This is a genomic window from Bacillus sp. 166amftsu, assembly GCF_900107445.1.
GTDB classification, from domain to species: domain Bacteria; phylum Bacillota; class Bacilli; order Bacillales; family Bacillaceae_G; genus Bacillus_A; species Bacillus_A arachidis.
The window spans coordinates 1-12,951 of the sequence record NZ_FNQA01000017.1; the positions used below are offsets into that span (position 1 = coordinate 1).

Sequence of the window (12,951 nt, forward strand, 5' to 3'; positions counted from 1 at the left end):
GCTAGAAAGCAGGAAGAAGCTAGAAAGCAAGAAGAGGCTAGAAAGCAAGAAGAAGCTAGAAAGCAGGAAGAAGCTAAAAAACAAGAGAATAAAGGTCATGTACTAAATGCGTTTGAAAAACGTGTTGTGGAGCTAGTTAATGTAGAACGAGCGAAAGTTGGCTTATCTCCATTGCAGATAGATACAGAGCTTAGTAAAGTAGCACGTTTAAAATCAGAGGATATGTTGACAAATAATTATTTTGATCATAATAGTCCAGTTTATAATTCGCCATTTGACATGATGAAACGTTTTGGTATTTCTTATTCAGCAGCAGGTGAAAATATCGCTAAAGGGCAACAAACACCAGAAGAAGTTATGGATGCTTGGATGCACAGTCCAGGGCACCGTGCGAATATTCTAAATAGGAATTTTACTTATATAGGTGTTGGTTACGTGAAACAAGGAAATATTTGGACGCAACAATTTATTAAAAAATAAATAAAAATTGTTGATAAACTCGAGCTTTTAGCAAAAAAAACTTTTTTGAATTTGCAAATGATGGAATTTAAATTATGAAACGAATTCAGCCGTTTAGTAAAGGTATTCCATGAAGAGTTCAATAAAAAGTTTTGAACGACAGAAGTCATTTTTACGAATGACTTCTGTTTTTTTATTATAAGCGTCACCTGTCCCCCACCTATCTTCCTTATCAAGTTGTCTAAAGCTTTTTCACATATTGGTTGGTAATGAAATAGTAAAGCAAGAACCTTGATTTACTTCACTTGTGACAGTAATTTCTCCATCATGTAGTTCAACTATCTCTTTAACAATAGCAAGCCCTAATCCAGTTCCACCAGTTGAACGAGATCTTGCTTTATCAACGCGATAAAATCGTTCGAAAATGTGTGGAATATCTTCTTTTGGAATTCCTTCTCCAGTATCTTGTATGGCAATTTCAATTTGTGTTTTATGCTCTGTAACGGAAATTATAATTCGAGAATGTTCAGCTGAATGTGCATAAGCATTATTTAAAATATTAACAATAACTTGTTCAAATCTTTGTTCATCAAGAACTATGGAAAGTGAAGAAGAACATGTTGAAGAAACGTGGATATGTTTCGCTTCATACATCATATTCACTTTTGTAACAATGCGAGAAAGGAAGGTTTGCAAGTGTACTTCCCTTGCCTGAATAGAAAAATTATGATTTTCCATTTGAGCAAGTAAAAACAAGTCCTGTACTAAATTTGTAATAGAATCAGCTTCGTCTCTTATAATCGATAAATACCTTTGACGCTGCTCAGGAGATGTACCGTTTTTCATGGCGATGTCTGCATATCCTCTTACATAAGTTAGCGGTGTTCTTAGTTCATGAGCGACACTTGCCAAAAATTCACTGCGTTCTTTTTTCATGTAATGTAAATCATTTGCGAGCGTTTGGATAGACACGGCAAGTTCGCCGATTTCATCATTTCGAGTACTAGTTAAAGAGACGGATAAATCACCATGACTCATTTTTTCAGTAGCATGCTTCATACGGAGGAGCGGCTTCGTTAACAGACGTGATAGAAGAAATATCGTAATGAATGTTAAAATGAATGTAACAGCACCAGCAACAAGAAATTGTTTTGTAAGACCTGCAATCATTTGTTTAATGGAACTTGTGCCAAGAAACATATAAACATAACCTTGCATTTTTCCTTCTATTATTATTGGACTAACTGTGCATATATAGTTAGAAGTTTTCCAGTGATTCTCCACGATAGTTCCGTTGTGGTTCGTATCTGCTATCATTCCAATAATGTGCCTCTTTATAGTGGAATCTATATCATTAGAATTTGCTAATATTTCTTTATTGGTATTTGTTATGACAACCTTTGTTTCAGCTTCTGACTCCATTAAAGCGACATGAGAAATAGTTTGCGAATCAAAATGTTTTTCGAGTACATCTCGGTGGCTATTTCCGCGTTTTAATAATGCTGTCATCTCTTCGTTTACCCTATTATTTACAAGACTATAATAGAGTAATATAAATAAAACGCTCTCAATTAGAAGTGTAACAATTAAAAAATAAAATCCAAGTTGAACAGAAATCCGTTTCATCGCGTTACTCCTTAATTTTCAATATCAATCCATCGATAGCCAATTCCATACACGGTTTTTAAATGTTTATCAATTGGGAATTTGGCCTTTCGTAATTTATCACGCAAATTACGAATATGAGAATCTACTGTACGATCCTCTGTATTTGTATCTAGCCCCCAAATCCGCTCAATAAGCTGATCGCGACTTAATACATAGTTCACATGATGTAAAAATAACCCAAGTAAAGAAAATTCGATTGGTGTAAGGAGGAGTTCTTGATCATAAACGGAGATAAAGTGTCTCGCTTCATCCCACAAAATTCCTTTATAGCGTAGTTGCTCATGTTGATTACTACGCCGTAATACAGCTTCAATACGTGCTAATAATTCTTCTTCTTGAAAAGGTTTCGTTATATAATCATCAGCCCCAATTTTTAATCCTTGAACAACATCAATCGTTTGATCGCGTGCGGTTACCATAATAATAGGAACGTTACTAAATGAACGAATCCTTTTGCATGTTTCCCATCCATCCATTTTCGGCATCATAATATCGAGAAGAATGAACTTGAAATTTTGTTTTTCTATATAGGAAAGGGCTTCTTGTCCAGAAGTGACACAAATGCAGTTATATCCTCTAGGAGTAAGATAAAGTGCTACTAATTCCAGCATACGCGTTTCATCATCTACAAGTAGTATATCCATCATATAATATCCTCCGTATTTGTATTCACTACTAAAAGTGTAAAGCAAAATCATGAAGAAATGGTGCAGATTATGATGCATCTGCATAATTTCTTCAGAATTGCTTGCTATCGTATAGTTGAAATTTCCATTTTCGGTAAAGGATATAGGCTTGAAAAATGATGGATATGGAGGCGATTTAGTGAAAAAGGTAACTCAAGTTTTGAGTATGACAATAGTTGCTGCATTTGGACTTGCAGCGTGTGGGCAAGCAAATACAGAGCATAAAAATCACGAATCTGCAAACGAGAAGAAAAATAATCAGCAAAAGGAAATGAATCGTGAAGCGATGCCACCGAAAGAAATGAATGCCGATGCATCTCGTGATTTATTAACAACAAGCTTAAAAAATATCACACGATTAAACACAAATGACTCTGTTCACATGGCAGTCTTAACATCACAAACAATTTGGCCAGCGACTCATAAGGAGAATCAACCGGGAGCGGTAATTTTAGTACCAGTTAATCATTGGCAACTTGGAATTGCTAGTGCGGATCTCATTCATCATCCAAACAATGGACCTATTTTATTTATGAATAAGGAAAGTATTCCGGAAGCGACATTAAAGGAAATAAAACGGTTAAAACCACTTGGAACAAAAGATGGAACGCAAATTATGGTGATGGGAGATGTAGAATCTCCCGTATTAGATCAACTGAAAGAATACAAAGTAAAACAGATAAAAGAGACTGATCCAGCGAAGTTTGCGAAAGATGTTGATAAAGAATATGCAGACATAACAGGGAAGTATCCGGAAAGTGTTATTGTCGGTTCGTCTGAAGAAGAAGGGCGTTTGTATACAACTCCAGCCGTGAACTGGATTTCTCATATGCCTGAACCTCTTTTATATGTAGGTAAAGATAAAGTACCCGAAGCTACAATTGAGGCGTTAAAAGCAAGAAAAGGAAAAGTAAATATATATGTGTTAGGCCCAGAAAAAATTGTTTCAAAAGAGGTAGAAAAACAATTGAGTAAGCATGGCAAAGTAACCCGTATTAGTGGAGAAACTCCGACAGAGAATTCAATTGCCTTCGCAAAGTTCAAAGATGAAAAAACGAAATTTGGTTGGGGATTTAAAAAGCCGGGGCATGGCGTATCATTTACTTCAACAGAAACACCTGATTTAGCAATTGCTGGTGCGCCGTTTTCACATATGGGGAAACATGCACCGGTCCTTCTATTAGAGAATGGTAAAGTAACGCAGCCAGTATATGATTTACTAGCGATGATAAAACCGAAGTTTAAAGATGATCCAACGCTTGGGCCATATAACCACGGTTTTTTATTAGGGAATATAGAGAATATTTCATTTGATACACAAGGGATATTAGATGAAAGATTAGAGATTGTTCAAGAAAATGGCGAGGGGCATAGTGGGCATTAAAAGAAAAGCATTGCGTCAGGCAATGCTTTTTTATTTGGGAAACTTTTTCATAGCAGAAAATCTGACGTTCGTTATATAATAGCCTTCGTGCAGTCGGATCGATTTTCTTATGAAGAAAATCAAAAATAAAAAATTAGAGGAGTGTTCTTTTGTTTCAAACTATAAAAAATGAATGGTTTTCTAATGTGAAAGGTGATGTGTTATCAGGGATTGTTGTTGCATTAGCTTTAATTCCTGAAGCAATTGCCTTTTCTGTTATTGCAGGGGTAGATCCAATGGTTGGATTATACGCTGCTTTTTGTATCGCAGTGACAATTTCATTTGTGGGCGGAAGACCAGGAATGATTTCTGCTGCAACAGGTGCGATGGCACTGTTGATGATAACGATTGTAAAAGATTATGGATTACAGTATTTGTTTGCTACAACAATTTTAACCGGTGTTGTACAAATTATCTTTGGCGTGTTAAAACTAAGTTCATTTATGAAATTTGTTCCGCGTTCTGTCATGAGCGGATTTGTGAATTCGTTAGGGATTTTAGTTTTTACAGCACAATTGCCTCATTTTCAAGGCGCGAATTGGCAAATGTATGCGTTAGTAGCTTTAGGGCTCGCAATTATTTATCTATTTCCACGTATTACAACAGCAGTGCCTTCTACACTTATTGCTATTATTGTCGTGACAAGTATTGCAATATTGGGCGGTTTACAATTACGTACAGTTGGTGATATGGGAAGTTTACCAACTGAATTACCGTTTTTTAGTATTCCGAATGTGCCATTTACGTTAGAAACATTAGCTATTATTTTACCGTATTCTATTATGTTAGCTGTTATTGGTTTATTAGAGTCACTATTAACGGCATCTCTTTTAGATGATATGACAGATACAACAAGTAATAAGCATAAAGAGGCACGTGGACAAGGAATTTCTAATATTGTTGCTGGTTTCTTTGGTGGAATGGCAGGGTGTGCTATGATTGGACAATCTGTTATTAATATTAAATCCGGTGGTCGTGGTCGCTTATCCACATTCGTAGCAGGTGGATTTTTAATTGTATTGCTGTTTGTTCTTGGTGACTATGTTGTCCATATCCCGATGGCAGCATTAGTTGCAGTTATGATTATGGTTTCTATCGGGACATTTGATTGGAACTCTGTATTTACTCTTCATAAAGTTCCCAAAGGTGATGCCTTTGTTATGATTGTAACAGTTACAATTGTTCTCGTTACACATAATCTAGCTCTTGGTGTTATGATTGGTACAGTTATAAGTGCAGTTTTATTCGCATTTAATATGGCAAAAAAGATTCACGTGAAACATTTTTATGTTGGTGAGAAAAAAATATATGCCATTCATGGCCAACTCTTTTTTGCATCTACTACAGAATTCATAAATGCATTTCAATTTAAAGGAGATGTAAAGGAAGTAGAAATTGATTTTACACAGGCTCATGTATGGGATGGTTCAGCAGTAGCAGCAGTTGATAAAGTTGTAATGAAGTATGAGCAAAATGGTGTAAAAGTAAAGATAACGGGATTAAATGAGCGCAGTTCAGAACTTGTTATAAAATTGGCGAAACAAGCTGTTCGTTAAATAGGAAGAACTTTTTCGGAGAACCGAAAGAGTTCTTTTTATATTATAATACGAGTATGATGATGAAAGGGGCTCCAGCATATGTACAAGCAAATTATACTAGCATGTGATGGTTCAGAACATGCGCTTCGTGCAGCAAAACATACCGCACATATTGCTAAATTTAGTAAAGAAGTAAATGTTGAAGTTGTATATGTTGTAGACAATAAAACAGCAAAATCAGATATTATACAGGGGCAAACAGATATAGAGACAATCTCAGCTAGTAGAAAAGATAGATTAAAGGAAATTGAGTCTTTATTACAGCAAGAAGAGATCTCCTATAATATTACGATTTTACATGGTGATCCAGGAAATACACTTGTGCAATATGTAAATACAGGAGATATTGATCTTGTTATAGTAGGGAGCAGAGGATTAAATACATTGCAAGAAATGGTGCTTGGTAGTGTCAGTCATAAAGTGGCTAAACGAGTGAGATGTCCAGTGATGATTGTGAAGTAACAGACGGCAGAAATGTTGTCTGTTTTTCTTTTTGTTTTCACTTGGCATGGAGCAGGAAGAGGGCCAATCGCTTCTAGGCATGGCTGGATGATCTCTACATCCTAAAAAAGATTTATGTTTTTTATTTGTATTTATATTAGGTAGAAATCTTACAATATTGTAAGACAGTTGTTAGTGAAATCGATGTTATAAAATTTCTTACATGGGTAAAATAAAGATATCAAATAAACGAACGAAAGGATGAAAGAAATGAAAGCATTTCAAGGTTTAACATATAGTCAAGGAGTGAGTCTTATTTGTTTAGGGGGATTTACTACTTCGGTAATATTGGCTATTGCTATGAAAATGTTTCAGCAGATGTTTTAATAAAAGTAATATATGTAAATAGAAGGGAAATGATTGTTATAGGCTGCAAGAAAATATCACTAGGCATAAATAAAAAATAGCTCTTAGCATATATCTGAATGCTAAGAGCTATTTTATTTCAGCTGTTGTTTCCACTGATTAAAGTTTCACTTTATGCTTGCTGAGATTTTGACGATCCTGTATTTAAAGTAAGTGCAAGGAATACAATCGCAAGCACACAAGATGCAAGTAATAGAATGAAACCGCCGTCCCATCCGAAAGCATCTACGATAAAGCCCATCGCAGCACTAGCGAATGATGCTCCGCCAAGATAGCCGAAGAATCCTGTTAAACCAGCTGCTGTTCCAGCTGCTTTTTTCGGAGCTAAGTCAAGTGCATGTAGTCCAATTAACATAACTGGTCCATAGATTAAGAAGCCAATTGCAACAAGTGCGATACTATCGATGATTGGGTGGCCAGCTGGGTTTAACCAATAAACAAGAACAGCAATGAATACACCAACCATGAATAAAATACCAGCAGGGGCACGGCGTCCTTTAAAGAGTTTATCACTCATCCATCCACAAAGAAGTGTCCCAGGAATCCCAGCCCATTCATATAGAGCGTAAGCTGTACGAGAGCTACTATGAGTAAAGCTTTTTTCCTCTACTAAATAAGTAGGTGCCCAGTCTACAACACCATAGCGTACAAAATATACGAATACGTTAGCAATAGCAATGTACCATAAAAACTTATTGTTCAGTACATATTTGAATAAAATTTCCTTTACCGAAAGCTCACGCTCACGATCTTTTACCTTTTCATCTGCTGGATATTCTCCTGTATATTCCTCAATTGATGGTAATCCGCAAGATTGAGGTGTATCACGCATTGTAATTAGTACATAAATCCCAACTAAAATTGAAAGAATACCTGGGAAGTAAAATACACTTTTCCAATCATTAGCGAATAAATATAGCCCTAATGTAACAAGGGACGGCATAAGTGCTCCACCGACGTTATGAGCAACATTCCAAATAGACATTTTTGTACCACGTTCACTAATAGAGAACCAATGAACCATCGTACGACCACATGGAGGCCACCCCATACCTTGTACCCATCCGTTTAAGAATTGCAGAACAAACATGAGTAAAATGCTTGTTGTAATAAAAGAAAACGAACCGAAAATAATATTAATGATACCGGATAAAAATAGTCCTGCTGCTAAGAAGTAGCGGGGGTTACAACGGTCGGAGACAATTCCCATAATGAACTTGCTTAAGCCATATGCAATGGATACGGCAGAAAGGATAATACCAAGTTCACCTTTACTGAATCCTTGTTCAACAAGATAAGGCATTGCCAGTGAAAAGTTTTTGCGAACAAGATAGTAACCTGCATAACCAATAAAAATGCCTAAAAACACTTGCAAGCGCAGTTTACGGTATTCGCTATCGACGCGATCAGCAGGCAATCGTTCTGTATGCGGCGCAGGTTTAAATAAATTAGTCAGAAACATTGCTTAAAATCCTCCTCTATTATTGTAAGCGTTTAATACCATGGCAAACAAAAAAGACTATGAAACATAGAAAGGTGCTCTTTCTATGTTTCATAGTCGTATACTCTAATTCTCCATGACCTTCGCTATTAACTTCGTCACAAATTATACAACTTTGTGACAAAATTGTAAACGTTTTTACAAAATAAAAATATTGACGAAATTAATTATAAGGTTTAATATTTAAAAACGTTAAATATTTTATTGCTTAAATAAGAGGTGGATAACATGCCAAATGATATGACTCATATTGATAGAATCCAAGCTTTAGCATTTTCTATAGGAAAGAAAATGCAAACGGAGTTACTAGAACAAATGCAAGCATCAGGACTTACACCACCGCAGTTTTATATTTTAAAAATTTTAGACCATTATGGTGCATCAAGAGCAACAAAATTGGCGAAGAAAATGTATGTGAAACCAAGTGCAATTACAGTAATGATTGATCGGTTAATCGAGCAAGAGTTGGTACTGCGCTACCATGATAAAGATGATCGCCGTGTTGTTGTAATTGAGCTGACGAAGAAGGGGAAAGATGTATTAGAAGAGGCAATGATCGCTCGAAATCAGCATATTGCGAAATACTTCTCACAATTAGATTTACAAGAAAGAGAAGATTTATTACGCTTATTTGAAAAAATAGAGACAATTATTTGCGGGGCATCTGAGGAAATAGAGACAAACTAAAAAGAATTGAGGAGATTACATGGAGCAACAAGCAAATCAAAATAGAAAGCTGTTGTTAATTGGTTTAGTTATTGCAATGTTATTCGCTGCATTAGATGGAACAATTGTCGGCACAGCGATGCCGCGTATTGTTGGAGAATTAGGCGGATTAAGCTTAATGACATGGTTAACAACAGCATATATGCTAACATCAACAACAGTTGTACCAATTGCAGGTAAGTTAGCTGACTTATTAGGACGTCGTAACGTATATATAACAGGGCTTATCATCTTTATGGTTGGTTCAGCACTTTGTGGTATGGCAAATGGTATGACAGAATTAATTATCTTCCGCGGTATTCAAGGTCTTGGTGGCGGTATTATGATGCCAATGGCAATGATTATTATCGGGGATATGTTTACAGGAAAAGAACGTGCGAAATGGCAAGGGATTTTTGGAGCATTATATGGCCTTGCTTCTGTAATCGGACCGCAAGTTGGTGGCTGGATTGTTGATGCTGTTAACTGGAGATGGGTATTCTATATTAACTTACCAGTTGGTATTTTAGCGACAATCTTTATCGCAATGGGATTAAAATCACATAAACAAACGGGACCAATTAAAATCGATATTGCTGGTATTTTCACAATGATTCTTGGTGTTGTAAGTTTATTACTTGCATTAACATTCGGTGGGAAAGACTATGCATGGGGTTCTTGGCAAATCATTGGATTATTTACACTGGCTGTCATTGGTATTGTAAGTTTCATTATTGTGGAAACAAAGGCAGAAGAGCCAATTTTGCCAATCCATTTCTTTAAGAACCGTACATTTACACTATTAAATGCAATTGGTTTCTTTATGAGTATTGGAATGTTTGGAGCAATTATGTTCGTTCCATTCTTTATGCAAGGAATTGTTGGCGTAAGTGCTGCTGAATCTGGAACGATAATGACACCAATGATGGTTACGATGATTGTGATGAGTATTATTGGTGGTCAGCTTGTATTAAAGGTAGGCGTAAAACCACAAATTATTACAGGTATGCTCATTATGGCTGGCGGTTTTTGGTTATTAACAACAATGGATATGCATACAACTAAACTTATTGCAACATCATATATGATGATTATTGGTTTAGGAATGGGGCTTGTAATGCCGACATTAACATTAGCATTACAAGAAAGTTTCCCGAAAAAGGATCTTGGAGTTGTAACATCTTCAAGTCAGTTCTTCCGTCAAATCGGTGGGACGTTCGGGATTACGATTTTAGGCTCCATCATGAATAATACGTCAGGTACAACATTGACAAATAAATTAGTTCCTGTACTAGATACATTCCCAGCAGAAGCGGGACAAATGGTGACAAAGTTTAAAGATATGATTCATACAGATCCACAAGGTTTATATTCTATGCTATTTAGCCCAGAGGCATTAAAACAAATGCCAGAAGCATTCTCAAATAGCATTGTACCAATTTTGAAAACATCTTTAGTGGATTCACTTCATAGTGTATTCCTAACAGGATTAGTATTTATCATCGTTGGTGCCGTATTTACAATCTTCTTACAAAAAATTAAGCTTTCTGATCGTAAAAAAGGTGCAGAAGAACCTGCTACTGAAGTAGAAGAAAAAGATACAAAAGTATCTTACTCATAATAAGAAAAAAGCATCGCCTTATGGTGATGCTTTTTTTAGTGTATAACATATAATCTTTTTTAGTTATAAATGATTGACGTATTTTTATAAATGAGTTATATTATTTCCTGTAAACGGTTACATGAAATGGAGAGGGAAGAAAATGAGTACAATTAAAGACGTTGCAAAATTAGCGGGAGTATCTGTTGCGACTGTTTCCAGAGTGTTAAATAAAAATGGATATGTTCATGAAGATACATTAAAAAAGGTAGAGCGAGCAATTGAAATGCTGGATTATAAACCGAGCACAGTAGCACGTTCTCTATATAATAAAAAGTCTCGTTTAATTGGTTTAGTCGTTCCGAACATTGTGAATCCATTTTTTCCAGAAGTTGCACGTGCCGTAGAGGATGTAGCGCATAAACAAGGATACACAGTTGTACTTTGTAACTCTGACGAAAGTTTAGAAAAAGAGAAACAATATATTGATGTGCTTAGACAAAATAATGTAGATGGATTTATTGTAGCTACGAATCCACAAAATAGTGTGAATTACATGAACCTTTCCGTGCCAGTTGTTGCAATTGATCGCATGTTTAATGAGAGAATACCTACAGTGTATGCTGATAACTATGCGGGAAGTCAGGCGGCAACAAAGTTATTGTTAGAAAAAGGCTGTAAACATATTGCTCATATTCGTGGCCCGCGTGATGTGAGTACGGCAAATGAGCGTTTTGAGGGTTTTGTAGATGTTATTACACAACATGGACTTTCTTATATGATTACAGAGAGTACGTTTGATCCAGCAGATAGCGAACGCGTGACAATGGAATTGTTAGAAGTGCATCCGCACATTGATGGTATTGTAGCTGGAAATGATTTGATTGCAATTGGTGCAGTAAAAGCGGCGTTACAACAGGGGATTTCTATTCCAAATGATTTACAAATCATTGGATTTGATGGTATTTCATTTACAGAAATGATGTATCCATCTATTACGACAGTTGCGCAACCTACTTATGAAATGGGACGAATTGCAACGGAATTATTGCTAGAACAGATGGAAGGAAATAAATTAGAAACAGGACATTATCGTTTACCGATTGAAATTATAGAACGAAATACAACGAAGTAAGGAGATGAGATATATGTCAAACATTGCAGTAGTCGGCAGTATTTCAATGGATTTAGTCGCTGTTTCGAAAAAGCGACCAAAAGCAGGAGAAACAGTAATTGGCGAAGCATTTCATACAGTGCCAGGAGGAAAAGGAGCTAACCAAGCTGTTGCCGCAGCTAGACTAGGTGCGAATGTGGCGATGGTTGGAGCTGTAGGAGAAGATGCTTACGGTAAAGTAGTTAGAAAAAACTTAGAAAATGAACGTGTTTTTATCGACTATGTGGTACCGGTTACAGATGAAACGACAGGAATTGCGCATATTGTGTTAGCAGAGGAAGATAACAGTATTGTCGTTGTGCAAGGAGCGAATCGTCTTGTAAATCAACAAATTGTAGACCGAGCAAAAGATCTTCTTGTAAAAGCTGATATGGTTGTCCTTCAGCTGGAGATTCCGTTAGAAACAGTGGAATATATTCTTGATATTTGCACAGAACATAAAGTTCCAGTTATGTTAAATCCGGCTCCAGCACAAGTATTACCAGCAAATATTTTGGAGAAGGCAACGTACATTACACCGAATGAGCATGAGTGCCGCATTGTATTAGATGATTTTACGTCACCAGTTGAAGAATTACTTGCGAAATACCCAAATAAGTTACTGATGACAGAAGGTGGAAAAGGAGTTCGCTTCCATAATGGTACAGAAATTGTTCATGTTCCAAGTATTTCTGTAGAAGTAGTGGATACAACAGGAGCGGGTGACACATTTAATGGTGCGTTAGCGGTCGCGCTTTCTGAAGGAGAAACACTTGAAAAAGCAATTCGCTTTGCAAATATTGCGGGCGGTCTTTCTGTAACAAAGCTTGGTGCACAAGGTGGTATGCCAACAAGGGAGAGACTTAGAGAAGTGCAGGTGATTGTTAGATGAAGAAGCATGGTGTATTAAATAGTGAAATTGCCGCGGTACTAGCATCACTTGGGCACACGGATACAGTTGTGATTGCGGATTGTGGCTTACCGATTCCTGATGGTGTGAAACGAATTGATTTAGCAGTAGAGCTTGGAAAACCATCTTTTCTAGATGTGTTACAAGTTTTGATAGATGATATGGCAATCGAAAAAGTAACATTAGCAGAAGAAATCACCATGAATAACGCAGAAATAAATAAAGAAGTTGAGGCGCGTTTAAAAGAAGCCGCTTTTGAATATGTATCGCATGAACAGTTTAAAGAACGTACAAAACGGGCAAAGGCCATTATTCGTACCGGAGAAGCAACGCCATATGCGAACATTATTTTACACGCAGGCGTGATTTTTTAATAAAGGG

The 12,951-nt window shown here is 36.4% G+C and carries 13 protein-coding genes; 10 read left to right on the forward strand and 3 right to left on the reverse strand.

Translation table 11 applies throughout. The annotated features are described in order from the left end of the window. Window positions 1–480 (forward strand): CAP domain-containing protein (locus BLV40_RS22755; RefSeq protein ID WP_244525442.1); only part of this gene is annotated, 480 nt, incomplete at its 5' end. Window positions 481–711: 231 nt separating this feature from the next. Here BLV40_RS22755 and BLV40_RS22760 read toward each other — a convergent pair. Then, window positions 712–2,085 (reverse strand): sensor histidine kinase, encoded by a 1,374-nt coding sequence (locus BLV40_RS22760; protein ID WP_090694163.1) that lies wholly within the window; start codon window positions 2,083–2,085, stop codon window positions 712–714. Between the two features lie 11 nt (window positions 2,086–2,096). Next, complete coding sequence (locus tag BLV40_RS22765) at window positions 2,097–2,825, reverse strand: response regulator transcription factor (protein ID WP_170833696.1); 729 nt, start codon at window positions 2,823–2,825, stop codon at window positions 2,097–2,099. Between the two features lie 127 nt (window positions 2,826–2,952). On the opposite strand from BLV40_RS22765, the gene BLV40_RS22770 reads away from it, so the two are divergent. From BLV40_RS22770 to BLV40_RS22785, 4 genes are all read left to right on the forward strand, one after another. Then, window positions 2,953–4,197 carry a cell wall-binding repeat-containing protein gene (locus BLV40_RS22770; RefSeq protein ID WP_090694166.1) on the forward strand — a complete coding sequence of 415 codons (1,245 nt, stop codon included), beginning with the start codon at window positions 2,953–2,955 and terminating at the stop codon, window positions 4,195–4,197. Window positions 4,198–4,346: 149 nt separating this feature from the next. Beyond that, on the forward strand, window positions 4,347–5,792 hold the full coding sequence (locus BLV40_RS22775; RefSeq protein ID WP_090694170.1) for a SulP family inorganic anion transporter: 1,446 nt from the start codon (window positions 4,347–4,349) through the stop codon (window positions 5,790–5,792). A gap of 81 nt (window positions 5,793–5,873) precedes the next feature. Next, window positions 5,874–6,296 carry a universal stress protein gene (locus tag BLV40_RS22780; protein WP_026592926.1) on the forward strand — a complete coding sequence of 141 codons (423 nt, stop codon included), beginning with the start codon at window positions 5,874–5,876 and terminating at the stop codon, window positions 6,294–6,296. Between the two features lie 249 nt (window positions 6,297–6,545). Next, window positions 6,546–6,662 (forward strand): DUF4027 family protein, encoded by a 117-nt coding sequence (locus BLV40_RS22785; protein WP_081811076.1) that lies wholly within the window; start codon window positions 6,546–6,548, stop codon window positions 6,660–6,662. Between the two features lie 151 nt (window positions 6,663–6,813). Here BLV40_RS22785 and glpT read toward each other — a convergent pair whose 3' ends face one another. Further along, complete coding sequence (glpT, locus tag BLV40_RS22790; RefSeq protein WP_090694173.1) at window positions 6,814–8,163, reverse strand: glycerol-3-phosphate transporter; 1,350 nt, start codon at window positions 8,161–8,163, stop codon at window positions 6,814–6,816. Window positions 8,164–8,430: 267 nt separating this feature from the next. Between glpT and BLV40_RS22795 the strand changes: the two genes are divergently transcribed. The 5 genes from BLV40_RS22795 to rbsD all read left to right on the forward strand — a co-directional run bounded on the left by BLV40_RS22795 (window position 8,431) and on the right by rbsD (window position 12,944). Next, window positions 8,431–8,889: a MarR family winged helix-turn-helix transcriptional regulator gene (locus BLV40_RS22795; RefSeq protein ID WP_026592928.1), complete on the forward strand. Its 459-nt coding sequence runs from the start codon at window positions 8,431–8,433 to the stop codon at window positions 8,887–8,889. A gap of 19 nt (window positions 8,890–8,908) precedes the next feature. Next, complete coding sequence (locus BLV40_RS22800; RefSeq protein WP_026592929.1) at window positions 8,909–10,528, forward strand: MDR family MFS transporter; 1,620 nt, start codon at window positions 8,909–8,911, stop codon at window positions 10,526–10,528. A gap of 142 nt (window positions 10,529–10,670) precedes the next feature. Next, the gene (locus tag BLV40_RS22805) at window positions 10,671–11,642 is read left to right on the forward strand and encodes a LacI family DNA-binding transcriptional regulator (protein ID WP_026592930.1); all 972 of its coding nucleotides are present in this window, start codon (window positions 10,671–10,673) and stop codon (window positions 11,640–11,642) included. Window positions 11,643–11,655: 13 nt separating this feature from the next. Continuing rightward, window positions 11,656–12,552, forward strand: a complete 897-nt coding sequence (gene rbsK / locus BLV40_RS22810) for a ribokinase (RefSeq protein ID WP_090694177.1) — start codon at window positions 11,656–11,658, stop codon at window positions 12,550–12,552. Continuing rightward, entirely contained in the window at window positions 12,549–12,944 is a 396-nt protein-coding gene (rbsD, locus tag BLV40_RS22815) for a D-ribose pyranase (RefSeq protein WP_026592932.1), read from the forward strand. The genes rbsK and rbsD overlap by 4 nt, the downstream gene beginning before the upstream one ends. The last annotated feature ends 7 nt before the right edge of the window (window positions 12,945–12,951 follow it).

What these genes read in the sequence shown, in the direction of transcription:
- BLV40_RS22795 (WP_026592928.1), top strand. Translation starts at nt 8,431, where the DNA reads ATGCCAAATGATATGACTCATATTGATAGAATCCAAGCTTTAGCATTT.
- BLV40_RS22765 (WP_170833696.1), bottom strand. Translation starts at nt 2,825, where the DNA reads ATGATTTTGCTTTACACTTTTAGTAGTGAATACAAATACGGAGGATAT.
- rbsD (WP_026592932.1), top strand. Translation starts at nt 12,549, where the DNA reads ATGAAGAAGCATGGTGTATTAAATAGTGAAATTGCCGCGGTACTAGCA.
- BLV40_RS22800 (WP_026592929.1), top strand. Translation starts at nt 8,909, where the DNA reads ATGGAGCAACAAGCAAATCAAAATAGAAAGCTGTTGTTAATTGGTTTA.
- glpT (WP_090694173.1), bottom strand. Translation starts at nt 8,163, where the DNA reads ATGTTTCTGACTAATTTATTTAAACCTGCGCCGCATACAGAACGATTG.
- rbsK (WP_090694177.1), top strand. Translation starts at nt 11,656, where the DNA reads ATGTCAAACATTGCAGTAGTCGGCAGTATTTCAATGGATTTAGTCGCT.
- BLV40_RS22780 (WP_026592926.1), top strand. Translation starts at nt 5,874, where the DNA reads ATGTACAAGCAAATTATACTAGCATGTGATGGTTCAGAACATGCGCTT.
- BLV40_RS22760 (WP_090694163.1), bottom strand. Translation starts at nt 2,085, where the DNA reads ATGAAACGGATTTCTGTTCAACTTGGATTTTATTTTTTAATTGTTACA.
- BLV40_RS22805 (WP_026592930.1), top strand. Translation starts at nt 10,671, where the DNA reads ATGAGTACAATTAAAGACGTTGCAAAATTAGCGGGAGTATCTGTTGCG.
- BLV40_RS22785 (WP_081811076.1), top strand. Translation starts at nt 6,546, where the DNA reads ATGAAAGCATTTCAAGGTTTAACATATAGTCAAGGAGTGAGTCTTATT.